17 protein-coding genes are annotated in these 16,835 nt (G+C 39.8%); 10 read left to right on the top strand and 7 right to left on the bottom strand.

The genetic code is table 11. The features are described 5' to 3' along the window. Position 1 precedes the first annotated feature (1 nt). From VOI17_RS11680 to VOI17_RS11650, 7 genes are read left to right on the top strand one after another with little or no spacing between them, the layout of a single operon-like run. A complete protein-coding gene (locus VOI17_RS11680; protein ID WP_323757404.1) occupies positions 2–595 on the top strand; it encodes a hypothetical protein in 594 nt (197 codons plus the stop codon). A 9-nt stretch (positions 596–604) separates the two neighbouring features. After that, positions 605–973, top strand: coding sequence for a carboxypeptidase regulatory-like domain-containing protein (locus tag VOI17_RS11675; RefSeq protein WP_323757403.1), 369 nt, complete (start codon positions 605–607; stop codon positions 971–973). Beyond that, a complete protein-coding gene (locus VOI17_RS11670) occupies positions 963–1,517 on the top strand; it encodes an NUDIX hydrolase (protein ID WP_323757402.1) in 555 nt (184 codons plus the stop codon). Before VOI17_RS11675 ends, VOI17_RS11670 begins: the two co-directional genes overlap by 11 nt. A gap of 56 nt (positions 1,518–1,573) precedes the next feature. After that, entirely contained in the window at positions 1,574–4,414 is a 2,841-nt protein-coding gene (locus tag VOI17_RS11665) for a FlgD immunoglobulin-like domain containing protein (RefSeq protein WP_323757401.1), read from the top strand. Between the two features lie 51 nt (positions 4,415–4,465). Further along, positions 4,466–5,182, top strand: a complete 717-nt coding sequence (locus VOI17_RS11660) for a tetratricopeptide repeat protein (RefSeq protein WP_323757400.1) — start codon at positions 4,466–4,468, stop codon at positions 5,180–5,182. Next, on the top strand, positions 5,182–6,138 hold the full coding sequence (locus VOI17_RS11655) for an L-threonylcarbamoyladenylate synthase (RefSeq protein WP_323757399.1): 957 nt from the start codon (positions 5,182–5,184) through the stop codon (positions 6,136–6,138). The genes VOI17_RS11660 and VOI17_RS11655 overlap by 1 nt, the downstream gene beginning before the upstream one ends. A 15-nt stretch (positions 6,139–6,153) precedes the next feature. Next, on the top strand, positions 6,154–7,338 hold the full coding sequence (locus VOI17_RS11650; protein ID WP_323757398.1) for a phosphoglycerate kinase: 1,185 nt from the start codon (positions 6,154–6,156) through the stop codon (positions 7,336–7,338). A gap of 100 nt (positions 7,339–7,438) precedes the next feature. On the opposite strand, the gene VOI17_RS11645 is transcribed toward VOI17_RS11650, so the two are convergent. The 6 genes from VOI17_RS11645 to VOI17_RS11620 all read right to left on the bottom strand — a co-directional run bounded on the left by VOI17_RS11645 (position 7,439) and on the right by VOI17_RS11620 (position 13,067). Next, positions 7,439–7,927, bottom strand: coding sequence for a hypothetical protein (locus VOI17_RS11645; protein ID WP_323757397.1), 489 nt, complete (start codon positions 7,925–7,927; stop codon positions 7,439–7,441). Between the two features lie 62 nt (positions 7,928–7,989). Continuing rightward, the gene (locus VOI17_RS11640; RefSeq protein WP_323757396.1) at positions 7,990–8,607 is read right to left on the bottom strand and encodes an ABC transporter ATP-binding protein; all 618 of its coding nucleotides are present in this window, start codon (positions 8,605–8,607) and stop codon (positions 7,990–7,992) included. A 1-nt stretch (position 8,608) separates the two neighbouring features. Beyond that, complete coding sequence (lpxA, locus tag VOI17_RS11635; protein ID WP_323757395.1) at positions 8,609–9,391, bottom strand: acyl-ACP--UDP-N-acetylglucosamine O-acyltransferase; 783 nt, start codon at positions 9,389–9,391, stop codon at positions 8,609–8,611. Beyond that, the gene (locus tag VOI17_RS11630; protein WP_323757394.1) at positions 9,388–10,776 is read right to left on the bottom strand and encodes a bifunctional UDP-3-O-[3-hydroxymyristoyl] N-acetylglucosamine deacetylase/3-hydroxyacyl-ACP dehydratase; all 1,389 of its coding nucleotides are present in this window, start codon (positions 10,774–10,776) and stop codon (positions 9,388–9,390) included. The genes lpxA and VOI17_RS11630 overlap by 4 nt, the downstream gene beginning before the upstream one ends. A 24-nt stretch (positions 10,777–10,800) precedes the next feature. Further along, positions 10,801–11,820 carry a UDP-3-O-(3-hydroxymyristoyl)glucosamine N-acyltransferase gene (gene lpxD / locus VOI17_RS11625; RefSeq protein WP_323757393.1) on the bottom strand — a complete coding sequence of 340 codons (1,020 nt, stop codon included), beginning with the start codon at positions 11,818–11,820 and terminating at the stop codon, positions 10,801–10,803. Between the two features lie 17 nt (positions 11,821–11,837). After that, on the bottom strand, positions 11,838–13,067 hold the full coding sequence (locus VOI17_RS11620) for an HD domain-containing protein (RefSeq protein ID WP_323757392.1): 1,230 nt from the start codon (positions 13,065–13,067) through the stop codon (positions 11,838–11,840). A 50-nt stretch (positions 13,068–13,117) separates the two neighbouring features. On the opposite strand from VOI17_RS11620, the gene VOI17_RS11615 reads away from it, so the two are divergent. From VOI17_RS11615 to VOI17_RS11605, 3 genes are read left to right on the top strand one after another with little or no spacing between them, the layout of a single operon-like run. Continuing rightward, entirely contained in the window at positions 13,118–14,683 is a 1,566-nt protein-coding gene (locus VOI17_RS11615; protein ID WP_323757391.1) for a PglZ domain-containing protein, read from the top strand. Further along, a complete protein-coding gene (gene tsaE, locus VOI17_RS11610) occupies positions 14,683–15,117 on the top strand; it encodes a tRNA (adenosine(37)-N6)-threonylcarbamoyltransferase complex ATPase subunit type 1 TsaE (protein ID WP_323757390.1) in 435 nt (144 codons plus the stop codon). Before VOI17_RS11615 ends, tsaE begins: the two co-directional genes overlap by 1 nt. After that, positions 15,110–16,336, top strand: coding sequence for an alanine dehydrogenase (locus VOI17_RS11605; RefSeq protein WP_323757389.1), 1,227 nt, complete (start codon positions 15,110–15,112; stop codon positions 16,334–16,336). The genes tsaE and VOI17_RS11605 overlap by 8 nt, the downstream gene beginning before the upstream one ends. On the opposite strand, the gene VOI17_RS11600 is transcribed toward VOI17_RS11605, so the two are convergent. Beyond that, positions 16,333–16,752: a BLUF domain-containing protein gene (locus tag VOI17_RS11600; RefSeq protein ID WP_323757388.1), complete on the bottom strand. Its 420-nt coding sequence runs from the start codon at positions 16,750–16,752 to the stop codon at positions 16,333–16,335. The genes VOI17_RS11605 and VOI17_RS11600 overlap by 4 nt on opposite strands. Positions 16,753–16,835: the final 83 nt, after the last annotated feature.

Below are 16,835 nucleotides of genomic sequence, written 5' to 3'. Positions count from 1 at the left end.
TATGAGTTTTTTTGACGATATATATAACAAGATATTTAAAGGAAAGGACGAAGGTCCAGCTGAGCTAATCCATGAAACATTGGAAAGAACCAGTCGAGAATCTGAGAGCTTTCAATCCTGGTTGGATAGCAGTAAAAGGGCTGAATTAATGACTGAAATCTATAATGCCTACCATCTGAAAAAGAAAGGTATTGTAACCAAACTCAATGTTCACTTGCTGGAAACCAAGTATTCTAATGGTTTTGCGGTTACTTATGACAATGATATGTCAAGTGATGAGTTTAGAAATCTGTTCGATTATTTGAAAGAGAAAACCCTTGATTTCGAATATAGGCTGGCGCAAAACGACCGTAGAATCATTGATCGAGCATCTTTTGAGGAGGTGATTGAGAAATGGTACTTGAAACCTCAGGGTTTAGAATTGGAAGAAAAAAAAACCAACCAACTTTACGGCAATATTCTGATTGAATACGTTATGATCGATCGAAAGCCCAGTTATATAAAATTGATGGCCAATATCTATCAAGACCGTTTATATTCCGAGGCCTTGCCTTTCGAGGAGTTTATTGAAAAATTGTTTGACCGAAACCTATAATTAAGAATTATGAAATCTGTATTGATTACTCTAACATTGATTTTTGGAACCTTCTTTACACCTTCAGAAGAACCAGATCAAATTTTCAACACCAAACTTAAGATCACAATCTTAGATGAACTTGGTAACATAGTGGAAGGAGCTAAAGTGACAATCTATAAGTCTGAAGCAGATTATAATGCTGAAATAAATGCAGTTCAAGAAGCCCAGCTAACCAATAATAAGGGCCAAGTAACTTTCAAAAAACTGGATGCCATTCCTTACTATGTAATAGCGAGAAAGGGAGACATGGATAATTCTGGCGGAGGCGAAGTGGTGAGTAAGCTGGAGAAAAAGAAGTTGAATAAAGCCAATGTTGTAATTTCGGATGGAGTATAATTTTAGAGAAAAACTCCTGGCAGAAATTAAGGAATACCAATCTGAATACAAAGAAGAGCAGGCTTTCAAACCTAGGTTTGAAAGCCTGCTTAGAAATTATAAAAATTGCTTTGAAAGGTCTTTGTTAATGGGGCATATAACGGCCTCCGCTTGGATTTTAAACTATAAAAGAGATTCCTTATTGTTGCTGCATCACGCCAAGCTAAACAAATGGCTTCAGCCAGGAGGACATGCCGATGGTGATGAAGACGTGAGGGCTGTAGCAGTAAAAGAAGCCGAAGAAGAGACTGGAATTTTGGGTTTCGTCTTTGCCTCAACTAAGATTTTTGACTTGGACATCCACACCATTCCAGAAAGGAAGGAAGTGCCTGAACATGAACATTATGATGTTCGTTTTTTACTTGTTGCTCCAGAAAGAGCGGTTCCACAATTGAATCACGAATCAAATGATCTCAAGTGGGTTCATTTCAGTAATCTGAAGGAAAAGATAAGTCATGAAGGTTCCTTACTCCGTATGTACGCCAAAACAAAGCAATTTATTTAGCTGAAAGTATTGCTCAGGTGCAATAAAATTGCTTTAGTACCCTATATTTATCTTTGATGAAGTTTAACCAAAAAATCACTTTATTTCTGAGTCTTTTAGTGCTCTGGTCCTTTGTGGCCTTGGCATTTTTATATAGTCCTAAGTCGACAGATAAAGAGACAGTCGTTGAGCCTCCTACTGCTAGGGCAGAGTTCTTTTCTAGAGAAAATGTACAGCAGAGAAGTGAATATATTCATCAAATGTTGGCCAACCCCTTAACGGATGAAATTCCAGTTAATATTCGTGAAATGGAAAGCGAGTTCGTTCAAGAATTGAAACTTAAAGCCAACCAGAACCGATTGAAAATGAGTGCCGCTGGGGCCAACTCACAAAAAGCCCCCAGTTTACTGACATGGAATTCTTTAGGCCCAAACAATGTAGGTGGAAGAACAAGGGCGGTGGCCATAGATGTCACTAATGAAAATATAATTCTTGCAGCTGGCGTGTCTGGAGGTGTTTGGCGTTCTACGAACGGGGGGCAAAGCTGGACAAAAACTACGAAGCCCGTAGAGCTTCATAGTGTAACTTGTATCGTTCAGGATACACGCCCAGGAAAAGGGAATGTTTGGTATTATGGTACTGGCGAACTGGTCGGGAATTCAACGCGTTCACCAGGAGCTCCATTTCGAGGAGATGGGATTTATAAATCTACCGATGGGGGACTCACTTGGCAACCTTTACCTTCAACCCAAGTAAATAATCCTGAAAAATTTAACTCGCCTTTTATGTACGTTTGGGACATCACCTTGAACCCAAATAGTGACAATGATGAAATTATTGCGGCCATTTATGGTGGGGTAGTACGCTCAGCTGATGGCGGCCAAACTTGGGCGACCGTTCTTGGCAACTCCTTATACGAAGTGGGTAATAATGTTGACTTGAATAATGTTCCAGCTATATTCTATACCGAAGTGTATAGAGCAAATAATGGTGTTTTCTATGCTACACTGAGTCGCTCTACTAATACGGCTAATGCTTTTTCTCAACTTGCCGGAATCTACAAGTCTGACGATGGTTTGAATTGGACAAGGTTTATCGTTCACACGGGGTTACCGTATAGACGAACCGAAGTGGGGGCTTCATTGAGCAATCCAAATATTGTTTATTTTCTTTCTGATACCGGTCAGGGACATAAGTTGATTAAATATAACAACGCTACAAGTGCCATTGAGGACAGGTCGGTTAATTTACCCGATGGAACGAATGAAGAAATTGAATCATTTGACTCCCAAAGCTCATACGATTTGTTTGTACGAGTTCACCCAGCTGATGAAAATACTGTTTTTGTTGGAGGAACCAATATATACAGATCGACAGATGGCTTTGCTACTAAAGGAAATGTGAAATGGATAGGAGGCTATAACCCAGAAGTAGAAGGAAATAGCAGTTACCCTAATCATCATCCTGATCAACATGACTTGATCTTTTTGCCATCAAACCCTAATGTGATGATCTCGGCCAACGATGGAGGGATTTTTAAGACCTCTAATAACTTGGCCAGTCCTGTGGTTTATGAACCTCTGAATAATGGCTATATCACGACCCAATACTATACAATAAACATGAGTCAGTCACCAGCAGATAACTTTGCTTTTGGTGGCTTACAAGACAACGGTAGTATTCTATCAACAATTGGCTCTAATAATAATGGTGTGAGTTTGATTGGTGGAGATGGTGGCTTTGCCGCTTCCACAAGATTTGGGATTAACTATTACACCTCCTTTCAAAATGGGCAGGTGTACCGACTTACATTAAATAGAAACTTCACACTTTCTTCTTTTGCTCGTGTAGACCCTTCAGGTGCTGGAGCAGACCCTTCTCAACCTATTCTTTTTATCAACCCCTATGTGTTGGACCATAATAATGGGAATAGGATGTTCTTTGCTGGAGGAGATTTTTTATGGAGAAATAGAAATTTGAGCCAAATTCCTTCGGGCGAACAAACGAAAACAGATGTAAATTGGGAAAAACTGGAAAGAACTGAAATTGCTTCGGGATCTATTTCTGCCCTCGAAACCTCATCCGACCAAGAGAATATTCTTTATTATGGAACCTCAGTAGGTCAGGTGTTTAGAATGGATTTCGCACATTCCGATGACTATACTGTAACCGAAATCACTTCTGATGTTTTCCCTTTTGGGGCTTATGTAAATTCCATTGCAGTTAACCCTACCAATGTTGATGAAATTATGGTTGTCTTCTCTAACTATCAAGTGAAAAGTGTTTTCAGATCTGTTGATGGTGGAACAACATTTGAAGGAATATCGGGGAATTTAGAGGAGGGATCCTCAGGCTTCGGAGGGGGGCCATCAGTGCGCTGGGCTGAAATTGTACCTAAGACGGATGGGTTTACAGAGTATTATTTAGCCACCAGTGTTGGCCTTTTTAGTGCAGCTGCCATTAATGGTGAAAGCACTATTTGGCTGCAAGAAGGTGGACAGTCTATTGGCAACGTTCCAGTAAACATGCTTGATTATCGTAGGTCAGATGGGAAAATAGTAGTGGCAACTCATGGGAATGGGTTATATGAGAGTCAAATTACGGGTGTAGTTCCAGAGCCTGTTACACAAAGAGGTACTGGTTTAGTGGTAGAGAATGCCTTTCCTAATCCATTTACAGACAATATAGCCATCAATTATACATTGCCCGAAACCGATGTGGTTAGAGCTAGAGTGTATAACTCTGATGGTAAATTAGTGAAAACAATTGCCTTGGGGCTGGGTTTTCAGGGCGAAAACGAAATTTTTTGGGATGGAACGGATGTTAAAAATAGCCCTATACCGCCAGGAATCTATATTGTTAGAATCGAATACCGAGGCGAAATTAAAGTTCAAAAGATAATTTATACTAGGGAGTAATTTCTTTTAGAAACAATTGTGGCTCGTATCTTTGCAGCCTAAATCACAGATATGAAATCTATACTTAAGGGAGTTCTTTGTTTGTCTTTTTTATTAGTGTTATCCTCTTGCGGAAAAAGCGAAGAGCAGCTGGTTGAAGAAGGAAGAAATCTAATGGGGCAAGAATCTTATGCCGAAGCCATCAAGTCATTTAACAAAGCACTTGATAAAAACAGCAATAATTATATAGCATTAAATGCTAAAGGAGTAGCCCTGCTAAGGATTGGTCAGTTAGATGAATCAGTTACTACCTTTAATCAAGCTATAAGAATAGATAGCACTGATTACAGAGCTTACTATAATAGGTCAAATACAAGGCGCTTACTTTCTGATGACCAAGGAGCAATGCTCGATTTGGACAAAGCAATTTTACTTCAGCCAAATGTCGCTGACTTATACCTAAACCGAGGCGCCATATTGTTTAAATACGGAGAATTTGACAGAGCCCTTTTCGATTTTGAATTCGCCTTAAGGTTCGAAGCAGATAACCCACTGATTTATTTGAATAAAGGAAAGGCTGAATTAAGAATTAACAATTCAGACGATGCAATTTTTGACTTCAAAAAAGCAATCGAAATGAACCCACAATATGGTGAAGCTTATTATTGGCTAGGCCTTGCCGAATTAGCCCTTGAGAATAGAACAGATGGTTGTAGTTATTTATCGACTGCTGAATCCTTAAATTTTGAAGGAGCATCAGAAGCCATCAGCCAAAACTGTATGCAATAGTGGCAACCATTGGGGTCGATATTGATGTTGCAAAGGCCATTCTAGAACAAGGAGGCCTAGTGGCAATTCCCACTGAAACCGTTTATGGTTTGGCTGGGAATGCCTTTGATATAGATGCCGTTGCAAAAATTTTTAAGACCAAAGATAGACCCACTTTCGATCCACTGATTGTTCATGTGGACAGTTTTGAAAGATTGAGCGAGTTCACTGAAGAACTGCCTGATAAAGCTGTTCAGTTGACCAAAGTCTTTTGGCCTGGGCCATTGACAATTCTGTTGAAAAGGAAAGCGGTAATTTCTGATTTGGTAACCGCTGGACTTGAAACAGTCGCGGTTCGTATGCCTCGTCATGAGCTCACTAGAGAATTATTGAAAAGCCTTAATTTCCCTTTGGCAGCTCCTAGCGCAAACCCCTTTGGCTATATCAGCCCTACTACTGCCCAGCATGTGCAACAGCAACTGGGAGATAAAATTGAGTATATTTTAGACGGAGGTGATTGCAGGGTAGGCGTGGAATCTACCATTGTTAGTTTTGAAGATGAAGTACCGAAAGTACTTCGCTTGGGCGGTATTTCAGTTGAAGAAATTGAACAAGTGATCGGTAAGGTGGAAGTAAATTCACATTCTTCTTCTCAACCTCAGGCGCCAGGAATGCTGAAAAGCCATTATGCTCCTAAAAAGAAAATAATATCAATAGAAGATTTTGATGAAGGAATGAACGATCTATCGGCTTGTGGGTTCTTAAGGTTCAATAAACCAGATCATCGTTTCTTACTTGAGAATCAAATAATATTGTCTGAAAGTGAAAACTTGAATGAGGCGGCTAAGAACTTATTCGGAAGCTTACGTGCATTGGACCAAAACCCAAATATCAATATTATTGTGGTAAGTTTTGTTCCCGAATTAGGACTGGGAAGAGCCATTAATGACCGATTGAGAAGGGCAACAGCAAAATAAACAAGCATAGAAAATATGAAGAACATTACCGACTTTGATTTTAAAGGAAAACGAGCACTTATTCGAGTTGACTTTAACGTTCCCCTGAACGATAAATTCGAAATCACAGACGATACCCGTATCAGGGCGGCCATTCCAACCATACAGTATGTATTGGACAATGGAGGTGCAGTCGTTTTAATGTCACATTTGGGTAGACCTAAAACAGGGCCTGAAGACAGATTTTCATTACAGCACTTGGTGCCTCATTTAAGCGAAGTATTTGACAGAAAGGTCTTGTTTGGTGATGATTGCATTGGAGAACATGCCAAATCACTATCTGCCAATTTAAAGAGTGGTGAGATTCTTTTACTTGAAAACTTAAGGTTCTACCCAGAGGAAACTAAAGGTGATGCGGACTTCGCTAAAATATTGGCTGAACATGGAGATGTGTATATTAATGACGCATTCGGAACAGCTCACAGAGCGCATGCTTCGACTTCTATTATTGCTCAATTCTTTAATGAAAAGGGCTGTGGGTATGTAATGCAAGCAGAGCTTGAGAATGCACAGAAAGTATTAGATAAATCAGAAAAGCCATACACTGCCATCATGGGCGGAGCAAAAATTTCTGATAAAATCATGATCATTGAAAAGCTGTTAGAAAAGGTAGATCACCTTATTATTGGTGGTGGAATGTCTTACACATTTTTCAAGGCAATGGGTGGGAATATCGGTAACTCTTTGGTAGAGGAAGATAAGTTACCACTTGCTTTAGAGCTGATTCAAAAGGCAAAATCACTGGGGGTTGATCTTATGTTACCTATTGATTCTGTAATTGCTGATGCTTTTAACAACGATGCCAACACCGATATTTGTATGAACAATTCCATTCCTTCTGGTTGGATGGGCTTAGATATAGGGCCGCAAGCGGCTGAAGTTTTCTCTCGTACAGTAAAAGATTCTAAAACCATACTTTGGAATGGGCCAATGGGTGTTTTTGAAATGGAGAATTTTGCCAACGGTACCAAAGCGGTGGCCGAGGCTATTGTTGAAGCAACTAAGAATGGGGCTTTTTCATTGATTGGTGGTGGCGACTCTGCAGCAGCGGTAAACCTCTTAGGTTATGGAGACGATGTCTCTTATGTTTCTACTGGTGGAGGAGCTTTATTGGAATACATGGAAGGCAAAGAACTTCCAGGTGTTGTGGCATTGGGCTAGTCTATCACCACATTGAATTAAATGAAAGGAGCCGTTTTAGAATTTCTAAAACGGCTCTTTTATTATCGTTAATACCGAGATATATATATATATATATATATTACTGTTTCACCAAGTTGAAAACATAAGTACCATTGGTGCTGGCTGTTCCTGCGGCTACTCCTCCGCTGGCTACAAAATTAACAGTTAAAGTAAACGTACCAGCAGTGGCATTAAATGAAGATATAGCAAATGTGTTACTAGAGTTTCCATCAATTAAAATTTGATTGATGTTAGTGCCATTGAATGCCCATAATCCTGTTGCCTTGAAAACAGGGTCTCCATCGGTAGTAGAATAAGTTTTGCTTGACGCTGTTCCTCTTAAGGTTAGGGAGAAGTCATCAAAGCCAGTGGCCGCTGCTCCATTAAATGTGATGGAACTAGCCACATAAGTAACACCAGTTGTACCTACCAAGTCTAAAAGTCTTTGTTCCTCAGCAGTAAGTGCTGGAGTGTCGTCTCCGCCTCCACCACTTCCTCCACCACATGAAGATAGGGTAATTGCGCAGATTGCGATCATTAGAAATGAGAGGTGTTTGATTCTGATCATAGTTCTTTGATTGTAAAACCAATAATAATTATAAAATAGGTGAATTCAATTCTTTCTCAAGTTTATTTAAAATCAGGAATGCTAACGACTTTGTCACAGAAATCATATTCGTATTTCTGGTTTGAGCTGATAATAACCAGTTTTTTGTCCAAAGCTTTTTTTACATGGGTCAAATACCAAGCAATACCTTGCGCATCTAAATTAGAGGTGGGCTCATCTAAAAAGCAGATCGGACTTTGTGAATAAAATGCCAATCCAAGTTTCAACCTTTGTTTCATGCCAGATGAAAAGTTTTGAAGCTGCTTATCTCTGTCTTTTTCTAAATAGACATGTTGAATAAAATCATCTATTGAAACACCCTCTGATAATTGTTTAAACTGGAAGTGAAATTTCAAAAACTCATCTAGAGTAAATTCTTCGATCAACTCTAAATAGGGAGTAACAATGTCTAAATGTTTATAGAAGTCTTCTTCCAGTATGGTTTCATCTCTTTTAAAATAGGAAATAATGCCTTCAGTGGGTAAGAATACGCCAGTAAGAATTTGAAGTAAGGTTGATTTTCCGCTACCGTTTGGACCGGTAATGGCATAAGAAAACTGAGAATCGAATTCCATATCCAGCTTCCTGAATATCCATTCCCTCGCATATTTTTTCCCTAGGTTTTCAACCTCAATCCTCATTTTATCTGGCCGTATAGCCTTTCATAATTCCTCGATCTGAATTTCTAAAGAAATTGATAATCTCATCTCTTTCTCTTGAAGGTGGCATTTCAAGTTCCAAAAGGTCTAATGCTTTAGAGTTGTTCAGCCCTTTAAGGAAAATGTAACGATACAATTCTTGAATTTCGGCTATTTTTTCGTTGGCAAAACCCCTTCTTCTCAGGCCAACAGAATTGATACCCGCATAGCTAAGCGGCTCACGTCCTGCTTTTGTGTACGGAGGGACATCTTTTCTAACTAAAGAACCACCTGAAACCATTGTGTGTGCTCCAATTTTCACAAACTGATGTACGGCAGCGGCACCTCCAATAATAGCCCAGTCTTCAATAGTCACGTGACCAGCGAGTTGAACAGCATTAACAAGAATGCAATTATCACCAATATGGCAATCGTGGGCTACATGGGTGTAAGCCATCACTAAGCAATCTTTACCTATCGATGTTTTATTGGTGGCGTGCGTGCCTCTGTTCAGTGTAACACACTCTCTAATGACCGTGTTATCACCTATTTCAAGGGTGGTTTCTTCTCCCCCAAACTTTAAGTCTTGAGGAACTGCTGAAATAACGGCTCCAGGAAAAATCTTGACATTCTTGCCAATTCTTGCCCCTTCCATAATGGTGACATTGGGGCCTATCCAACTGCCTTCACCAATGGTTACATTTTTACTTATGGTCACAAAAGGCTCGATCACCACATTTCGAGCAATTTTGGCTTCTGGGTGAATATATGCTAAAGGCTGGTTCATTGATTCTTAACAATTCTAGCGGTCATAGCGGCTTCGCAAACCAAGGTGTTACCTACGTAAGCTGTACCGTTCATTTGAGCAATCCCTCTTTTGATAGGGGCCGTTAGCTCACATTTAAATTTAAGTGTATCTCCTGGGACTACCATCTTTCTGAATTTACATTTGTCGATTCCAAGGAAGTAAGGAGTGTAATTTTCTGGATCGGGTACCGTGTTGAGTACCAAAATCCCACCGATTTGCGCCATGGCTTCAATTTGCAATACACCAGGCATTACAGGGTTACCAGGGAAATGCCCCAAGAAGAAATGTTCATTCATGGTTACGTTTTTAATTCCTGCCACCATCGTATCATCCAAATGAATGATTTTATCAATCAAAAGGAATGGGTAACGGTGCGGTAGAATCTGCATGATCTGGTTAATATCCATTACCGGATCTACTTTAGGGTCGTATTGTGGAGCTGAATTTTTCGCTAATTGCATCTCTTTTTTCACTTTCTTAGCAAAAGCTACATTAGCTGCATGACCTGGCCTGGCAGCTAAAATTTGAGCTTTCAATGGCCTTCCAATTAAGGCTAAATCACCCACAACATCTAATAGTTTATGTCTGGCAGGTTCGTTCTTATGTCTAAGCTCAACATTGTTTAGAATACCTTCTTGTCTAACTTCAACTTTTGGTTTGTTAAAAAGCGCAGCCAAATAATCAAGTTCATCTTCTTTAACAACACGGTCTACCACCACAATGGCATTATTCAAATCGCCACCTTTGATAAGGTTGTTTTTGTGGAGCATTTCTAACTCATGTAGAAAGCAGAATGTTCTACTTGAAGAGATTTCTTTTTTGAAATCACTGATGTGGTTTAGTGACGCGTGTTGACTGCCCAATACGGGAGAATTGTAATCCACCATTACTGTTACACGGAAATCATCTAGCGGTAATGCTGCAATTTCTACATCTCTATCTGGGTCTTTATAACGAATGCTTTCTGTTACTTCATAGAAGTTTCTGAGGGCATTTTGTTCTTCAAAGCCTACCGTTTCAAGCGCATCGATAAACATTCTAGAACTACCATCCATGATTGGAGGTTCAGGGCCGTCCAACTGAATAAGCACATTGTCTATTTCTAGACCAACCAATGCAGCCAATGTGTGTTCAACCGTATTTATTCTAGCGCCATTATGTTCAATGGTAGTTCCTCTTGAAAGGTCAACGACATAGTCTACATCTGCATCAACAATTGGACGAGTTTCTAGGTCTATCCTTTGAAACTTGATTCCGTGATTTGCAGGGGCGGGGTTAAAGGTCATGTTTGAAATCACCCCAGTATGTAAACCTACGCCTGATACCGTTACCGGTTCTTTGATCGTATGCTGCTTGTTCTTCATTTTCTCCTCAAAAATTCGACAAATTTAACCCTTTTTTTCGAGTTGGCTGACTCTTCTTAATAACTCTGGAAGTTTTCTTAAAGCGATACTTGCCTTAAGGAATTCTCGATGGTCCATAATCGGAGTTCCAGTATAAATTCCTTGATTTTCAATAGATTTCGGAACACCAGATTGTGGTCCAATAATTACTTTGTCGGCAATTGTTAAATGGCCTGTAATACCTGCTTGTCCTCCAATCATTACGTTTTCACCAATTTTTGCACTGCCTGAAATTCCAGCTTGGGATGCTATGGCGGTATTCTTTCCTATTTCTACGTTGTGTGCAATTTGCACCAGATTGTCTATTTTGGCTCCTTCTTTAATAATAGTAGAACCCATCGTTGCACAATCTACAACGGTATTTGCACCAATATCTACATGATCGTGAATGACCACATTTCCAGTCTGAGGGATGGCTTTGAATGTACCATCTGGTTGTGGTGCATAACCAAAACCTTCACTGCCAATCACTACGCCAGAATGTATTTTACAGTGGTTGCCAATTTTACAATCAGCATATACCTTTACTCCAGCATATAAAATGGTGTTTTCTCCAATCGTTACGTTGTCGCCAATCACACAATTAGGATATATTTTTGAGCCCTTTCCGATTTTTACATTTTCACCCAAATAAGAGAAAGCTCCAAGGTATACATCGTCTTGAATTTCGCTTGATATGCTTTGAAAAGAGGGTTGTTCGATTCCTGATTTCTGTATTTGGGTCAGCTTCTGGTATTCTTCCAATAGTTTAGAAAAACTTGAATATGGATCGGTAACTCGTATCAGTGCTGGGCTGATTTCTTGCTTTAACTCTAAATCTTCTTTTACGATTATTGCACTTGCCTTGGTCGTATAGATGTAATCTGTATACTTTGGGTTGGCAAGAAAAGCAATACTTCCAGCGGTAGCTTCTTCAATTTTCTCTAGTCGACTGACCATCAGACTTCCGTCTCCATCTACCTTTCCTTCAAGAAGTTGCGCAACTTGCTGTACTGATATTTCCATTCATAAAATTTTGAGTGTCACAAAGATATGTCTTTTGGCCAGCATCGATAATATTTACGTACGATTTTACTCATGGCTTTGATGTTTGGTAAATCAGCTGCTTCAGTTACCCCTCGTACTTGACCTGATTTGGAAAGAATTAGGATTTCTTTGTCGGAGGCCATATAAGCGCTATTCGACAATTGGCCATGAGAGAAATAATACTTGACATCTTTGGCGTCTAGCTGATAAGCTTCAGCAATTTTAGCTTCGTCTGCTTTAATTTCTTCTTTTGTAGGCGGCTCATTCGAAATAACAATCCGGAAGAGGCTTCTATCGAGCAGCATCCTACATAGTTTTGATAGTATGGGGTCTTCATGATTTACCCAGACTTTAATGGCTCCCCAAACATCATAATCGTCCAGTTGCAGAAAAGCTTCCAAAATGGCTGGTTCGTTGGCAAAACGATCAATCCCAACTTGTTCTTTCAGAAAAACGCCTAAGGCTGGTGTGTAGAAGAGTTGCTTTTCCTTTTTTGCTAATTTTCTTGCTCGTTTAATGATCGCAATGAGCATTTTTTCAGCACTTACACTGGTCTTATGCAAATAAACTTGCCAATACATTAGCCTTCTAGCACTCAAGAAATTCTCTATACTATAAATTCCTTTTTCTTCTACCACGAGTCTGCCTTCATGCACATCGAGCATCTTGATAATTCTGTCTGCTCCAATAGTTCCTTCTGAAACGCCTGTAAAGAAACTGTCTCTCTTGAGGTAATCTAGCCTGTCGATGTCGAGCTGACTAGAAACCAATTCGGAAAGAAATTTCTTAGGGTAGGTGCCATTGAAGATTTCAAGCGCGAGATCTAGCTGACCATTGAATTCTTTATTCAATTTAGAAATGATCATTTTAGAGATTTGCTCATGAGGCACACCTTCTAGTAGACTAAACTCCAAGGCATGAGAAAAAGGGCCATGGCCTATGTCGTGCAGGAGAATGGCAATTAGTGCACCTTCAAATTCTTCATCGGAAATCTCGACTCCTTTGTTTCTAAGGTTTTCTAAAGTGGCACCCATCAGGTGTTTAGCGCCTAAAGCATGATGGAATCGGGTATGGTGGGCACCTGGGTAAATCAGATCTGTTAGGCCGAGTTGTTTGATTCGTCTAAGCCGCTGAAAATAGGGGTGATCGATGATGTCGAAAATCAGCTCACTTCTAATTGTGATAAATCCGTAAACCGGATCATTGATTATCTTTTTTTTGTTCAATGTTTGTGCGTTAATTCCTTTAAATTCGGGCTTGTTGCTAAAGCTAAGCTATGCAAAGATATAATATTTTATGGGCAGACGATGAGATAGACCTGCTTAAACCACACATCTTGTTCCTTACAGATAGAGGTTACGACATCACTCCAGTGGCGAGTGGTGCAGATGCCATTGATGCAGTTGAAAATCAGCAGTTTGATGTAGTTTTTTTAGATGAAAACATGCCAGGAATGACGGGGCTTGAAACCCTCAAATACATCAAGAGTAAGCGACCTTCTTTGCCTGTGGTAATGATTACCAAAAGCGAAGAGGAGAGCATTATGGAAGAAGCCATAGGTTCTCATATTGCCGATTATTTGATCAAGCCGTTGAATCCAAGCCAGATTTTACTTTCTGTGAAAAAGATTCTTGACAATAAAAGGTTGGTAACCGAGCGCACTAATATTGAATATCAGCAGGAATTCAGAAACATCAGTATGGCCTATAATGAATATATGGACCATAAGGAGTGGGTGGAAATTCATAAAAAACTGGTGTATTGGGAGCTGGAAATTGATAAAACAGAAAATAAAAGCATGGCCGAAATTCTAGACATGCAGAAGATTGAAGCCAATAGCAACTTTGCTCAGTTTGTAATCGACAATTATGAGGATTGGTTGAATGATCCGAATATCGATCGTCCGCTGCTTTCAAATAACTTGCTCAAAACGAAGGTATTTCCTGAAGTAAAGGATAAGCCTTTGTTTCTAATTGTGATAGACAATCTTCGGTATGACCAGTGGAAAACCATTGAAGGCGAGTTGACGGACTACTTTAATATACTAGAAGAATCTGCTTACTATTCAATTTTACCAACTACTACCGCCTATGCTAGAAATTCGATTTTTTCAGGACAAATGCCGCTGGAGATGTCCAAAAAAGAGAGCGACTTATGGGTCAGCGATAATGATGAGGATGACGAAGGAAAGAACAATAATGAAGAGGAGTTCTTAAAGCGACAAATTCAAAGACTAAGACTCAATATCAAAACGAGTTACAATAAAATCATTCACGCTTCCCAAGGGAAACAACTGAACGATCAATTTAATAACCTGCTTCAGAACGATTTGAATGTGGTGGTCTACAATTTTGTAGATATGCTATCTCATGCCCGAACGGATATGCGCATGATCCGCGAATTGGCAGCTGATGAGTCTGCCTATCGGTCATTGACCAAATCATGGTTCCAGCATTCTCCCTTGTTCGATCTCCTGAAAATGATTAGCGATAAAGGGTTGAGGGTAATGATTACCACCGACCACGGCACATACCGTGTGAAAAAGGCTTTTAAAATTGCTGGTGATAAAACTGTGAATACCAACTTAAGGTATAAGCACGGGAAAAATTTAGGCTATAAAGACCATCAGGCCATTTATACAGTGCGTGATCCGGAGAAAATACACTTACCACGTCCGAATGTTTCTACTTCTTACGCTTTTGCTACGGAAGACCTGTTTTTCGCTTACCCGAATAACTATAACCATTACGTAAAGTACTATAAAGACACGTTTCAACATGGGGGCATTTCCATGGACGAAATGATAATTCCTTTTATTTCGCTAAATTCGAAGAGGGCATAATGACTACTGAATTGCGCATGGAATCAAAAGGGCTAAACGATTTGGAAATCGTTGCCCAACAAATCACCGCCTTTGGTAGGGGGCACAAGATTTGGTTGCTTATGGGGCAAATGGGAGCGGGTAAAACCACGCTGTCAAAAGCAATTTGTAGTGACTTAGGAGTGATTGATTTAGTGCAGAGCCCAACCTTTTCCTTGGTGAATGAGTATCTGACTGATAAAGGAAGCACCATTTACCATTTTGATTTTTATAGAATTGAAGACATTGAAGAACTCGCTAATATTGGAATTGAAGAATACTTCGATTCCGGAAATTTGTGTTTGATTGAATGGCCTGAAAAAATAAGTGAATTGATTCCCGATGAATATATGAAGATATTTATTGAGGTTTTTGACGATAAATCGAGAGTAATTAAACTGACTAAACATGACTGAGGGTAAGAAATCGGGGTTTGCTGCATTGGCCAAAGAGAGTAGTCTTTACCCCCAGGAAAAGTTGATGAAAGTGAAGTCTGGGAGTAAGTCACTTAATATCTCTATTCCCAGCGAAGTTTCTTATCAGGAAAGCCGAATTGCCCTTACGCCAGCGGCCACGGGTATTTTGGTGAATAACGGTCAAGAGGTTTTGGTGGAACAAGGTGCAGGAAAAAAGACCTTTTTTTTAGATAACGACTTTAGCGAACAAGGCTCAAAAATAGTGTACTCTAGCAAGGAAGCTTTTGAAGCCAATATTATTGTAAAAGTTGAGCCACCTACTTTAAAGGAAATCGCTTTGATGAAACCCGGTTCAACCATTTTTTCTGCCTTGCAGCTGGGAAGTTCTTCAGTAGAGTACTTTGAAGCGCTGAACAGAAAGAAAATTACGGCCATTGGTTTCGAAATGTTGGAAGACAAAGTAGGCGGACTTCCAATTGTTAATGCGATGAGTGAATTAGCAGGCAGTATGGCTATCCCTATTGCGTCTGAATTAATGAGCACTGTAAGTGGTGGTAAAGGCGTTGTTTTGGGAGGGATTACTGGTGTTCCGCCCAGCAGAGTTATTATTCTTGGAGCAGGCACTGTTGGTGAATATTCAGCCCGAGCGGCCCTGGGTTTAGGGGCCGAGGTTCGTATTTTTGATAATGAACTCTATAAGCTCCGTAGAATAAAGCATAAACTCGGTAGTCAAGTATTTACCTCTACCATCGATTCAGCAACATTGGCGCAATCTTTAAAATCAGCAGATGTAGTAATTGGGGCGCTACGTGCAGAAAAAGGTAGGGCTCGCTGCGTAGTGACAGAAGAAATGGTGGCCCAAATGAAATCTGGTGCTGTAATCATCGATGTGTCTATTGACCAAGGTGGTTGCATAGAAACCTCTGAATGCACAAGTCATGATAAACCTACCTTCACGAAATATGATGTGATTCATTACTGTGTTCCAAATATCGCTTCAAGAGCAGCGCGTTCAGCCACCACGGCTTTGAGTAATATTCTAACCCCCGTGTTATTGAAAATTGCCGAAGTAGGCGGGGTAGATGATATGATGTACCAATATGGATGGTTCAATAAGGGTGTTTATGCCTATAAAGGTAGCACCACTAATTTGGGGATTGCCAGAAGGTTCAATCTTCCTTTTAAAGATTTGAGTCTCTTGCTCGCAGCTCGTTTTTAGTTTGATTCTAGAATAGCTTTACTCATTATTGAAAAAATGTCTTGGGAGGTTTGTCCAAAGTCGTTCCTCTCTATTATTTTATTAAAACCATCAATCCCTAGTGTGCTTTTTATGGAGTCATTTGTGAATTTCTGATAAGCCATACTCCAATTTCTAAAAGACAAGGTACTGATTTCCTGTATGTGGAGTGTAACTACACTACGGTGTCGCTGGTCTCTTCGAATACTCTTGTATAGTTCGCTTACTTGATCGAAGTCGCCTTCTAGTACTTGTAAAAACTGATTGTTATGAAAAAGTAAACAGCCTGTGATGTGGTGCTTAGCATTGAACTCACGTGATATTTTGAGAATACTTTCTATTTCGTAATCTTCAATATTGAGCACGGCTTTGCTGTGGTAAATCAGTTCTAAAAGCATTTGAGTCTCGGTTTGATAAGAAAGTTAATAATACTTTTGAAGTTTCTTAGTGATATTTGAATAGGTTCGTGGAGAAAGAATTT

Source organism: Roseivirga sp. (assembly GCF_034669765.1).
Classification (GTDB): domain Bacteria; phylum Bacteroidota; class Bacteroidia; order Cytophagales; family Cyclobacteriaceae; genus Roseivirga.
Note: the sequence above shows the minus strand (reverse complement) of the source record. Positions and strands in the feature narration are given on the sequence as shown.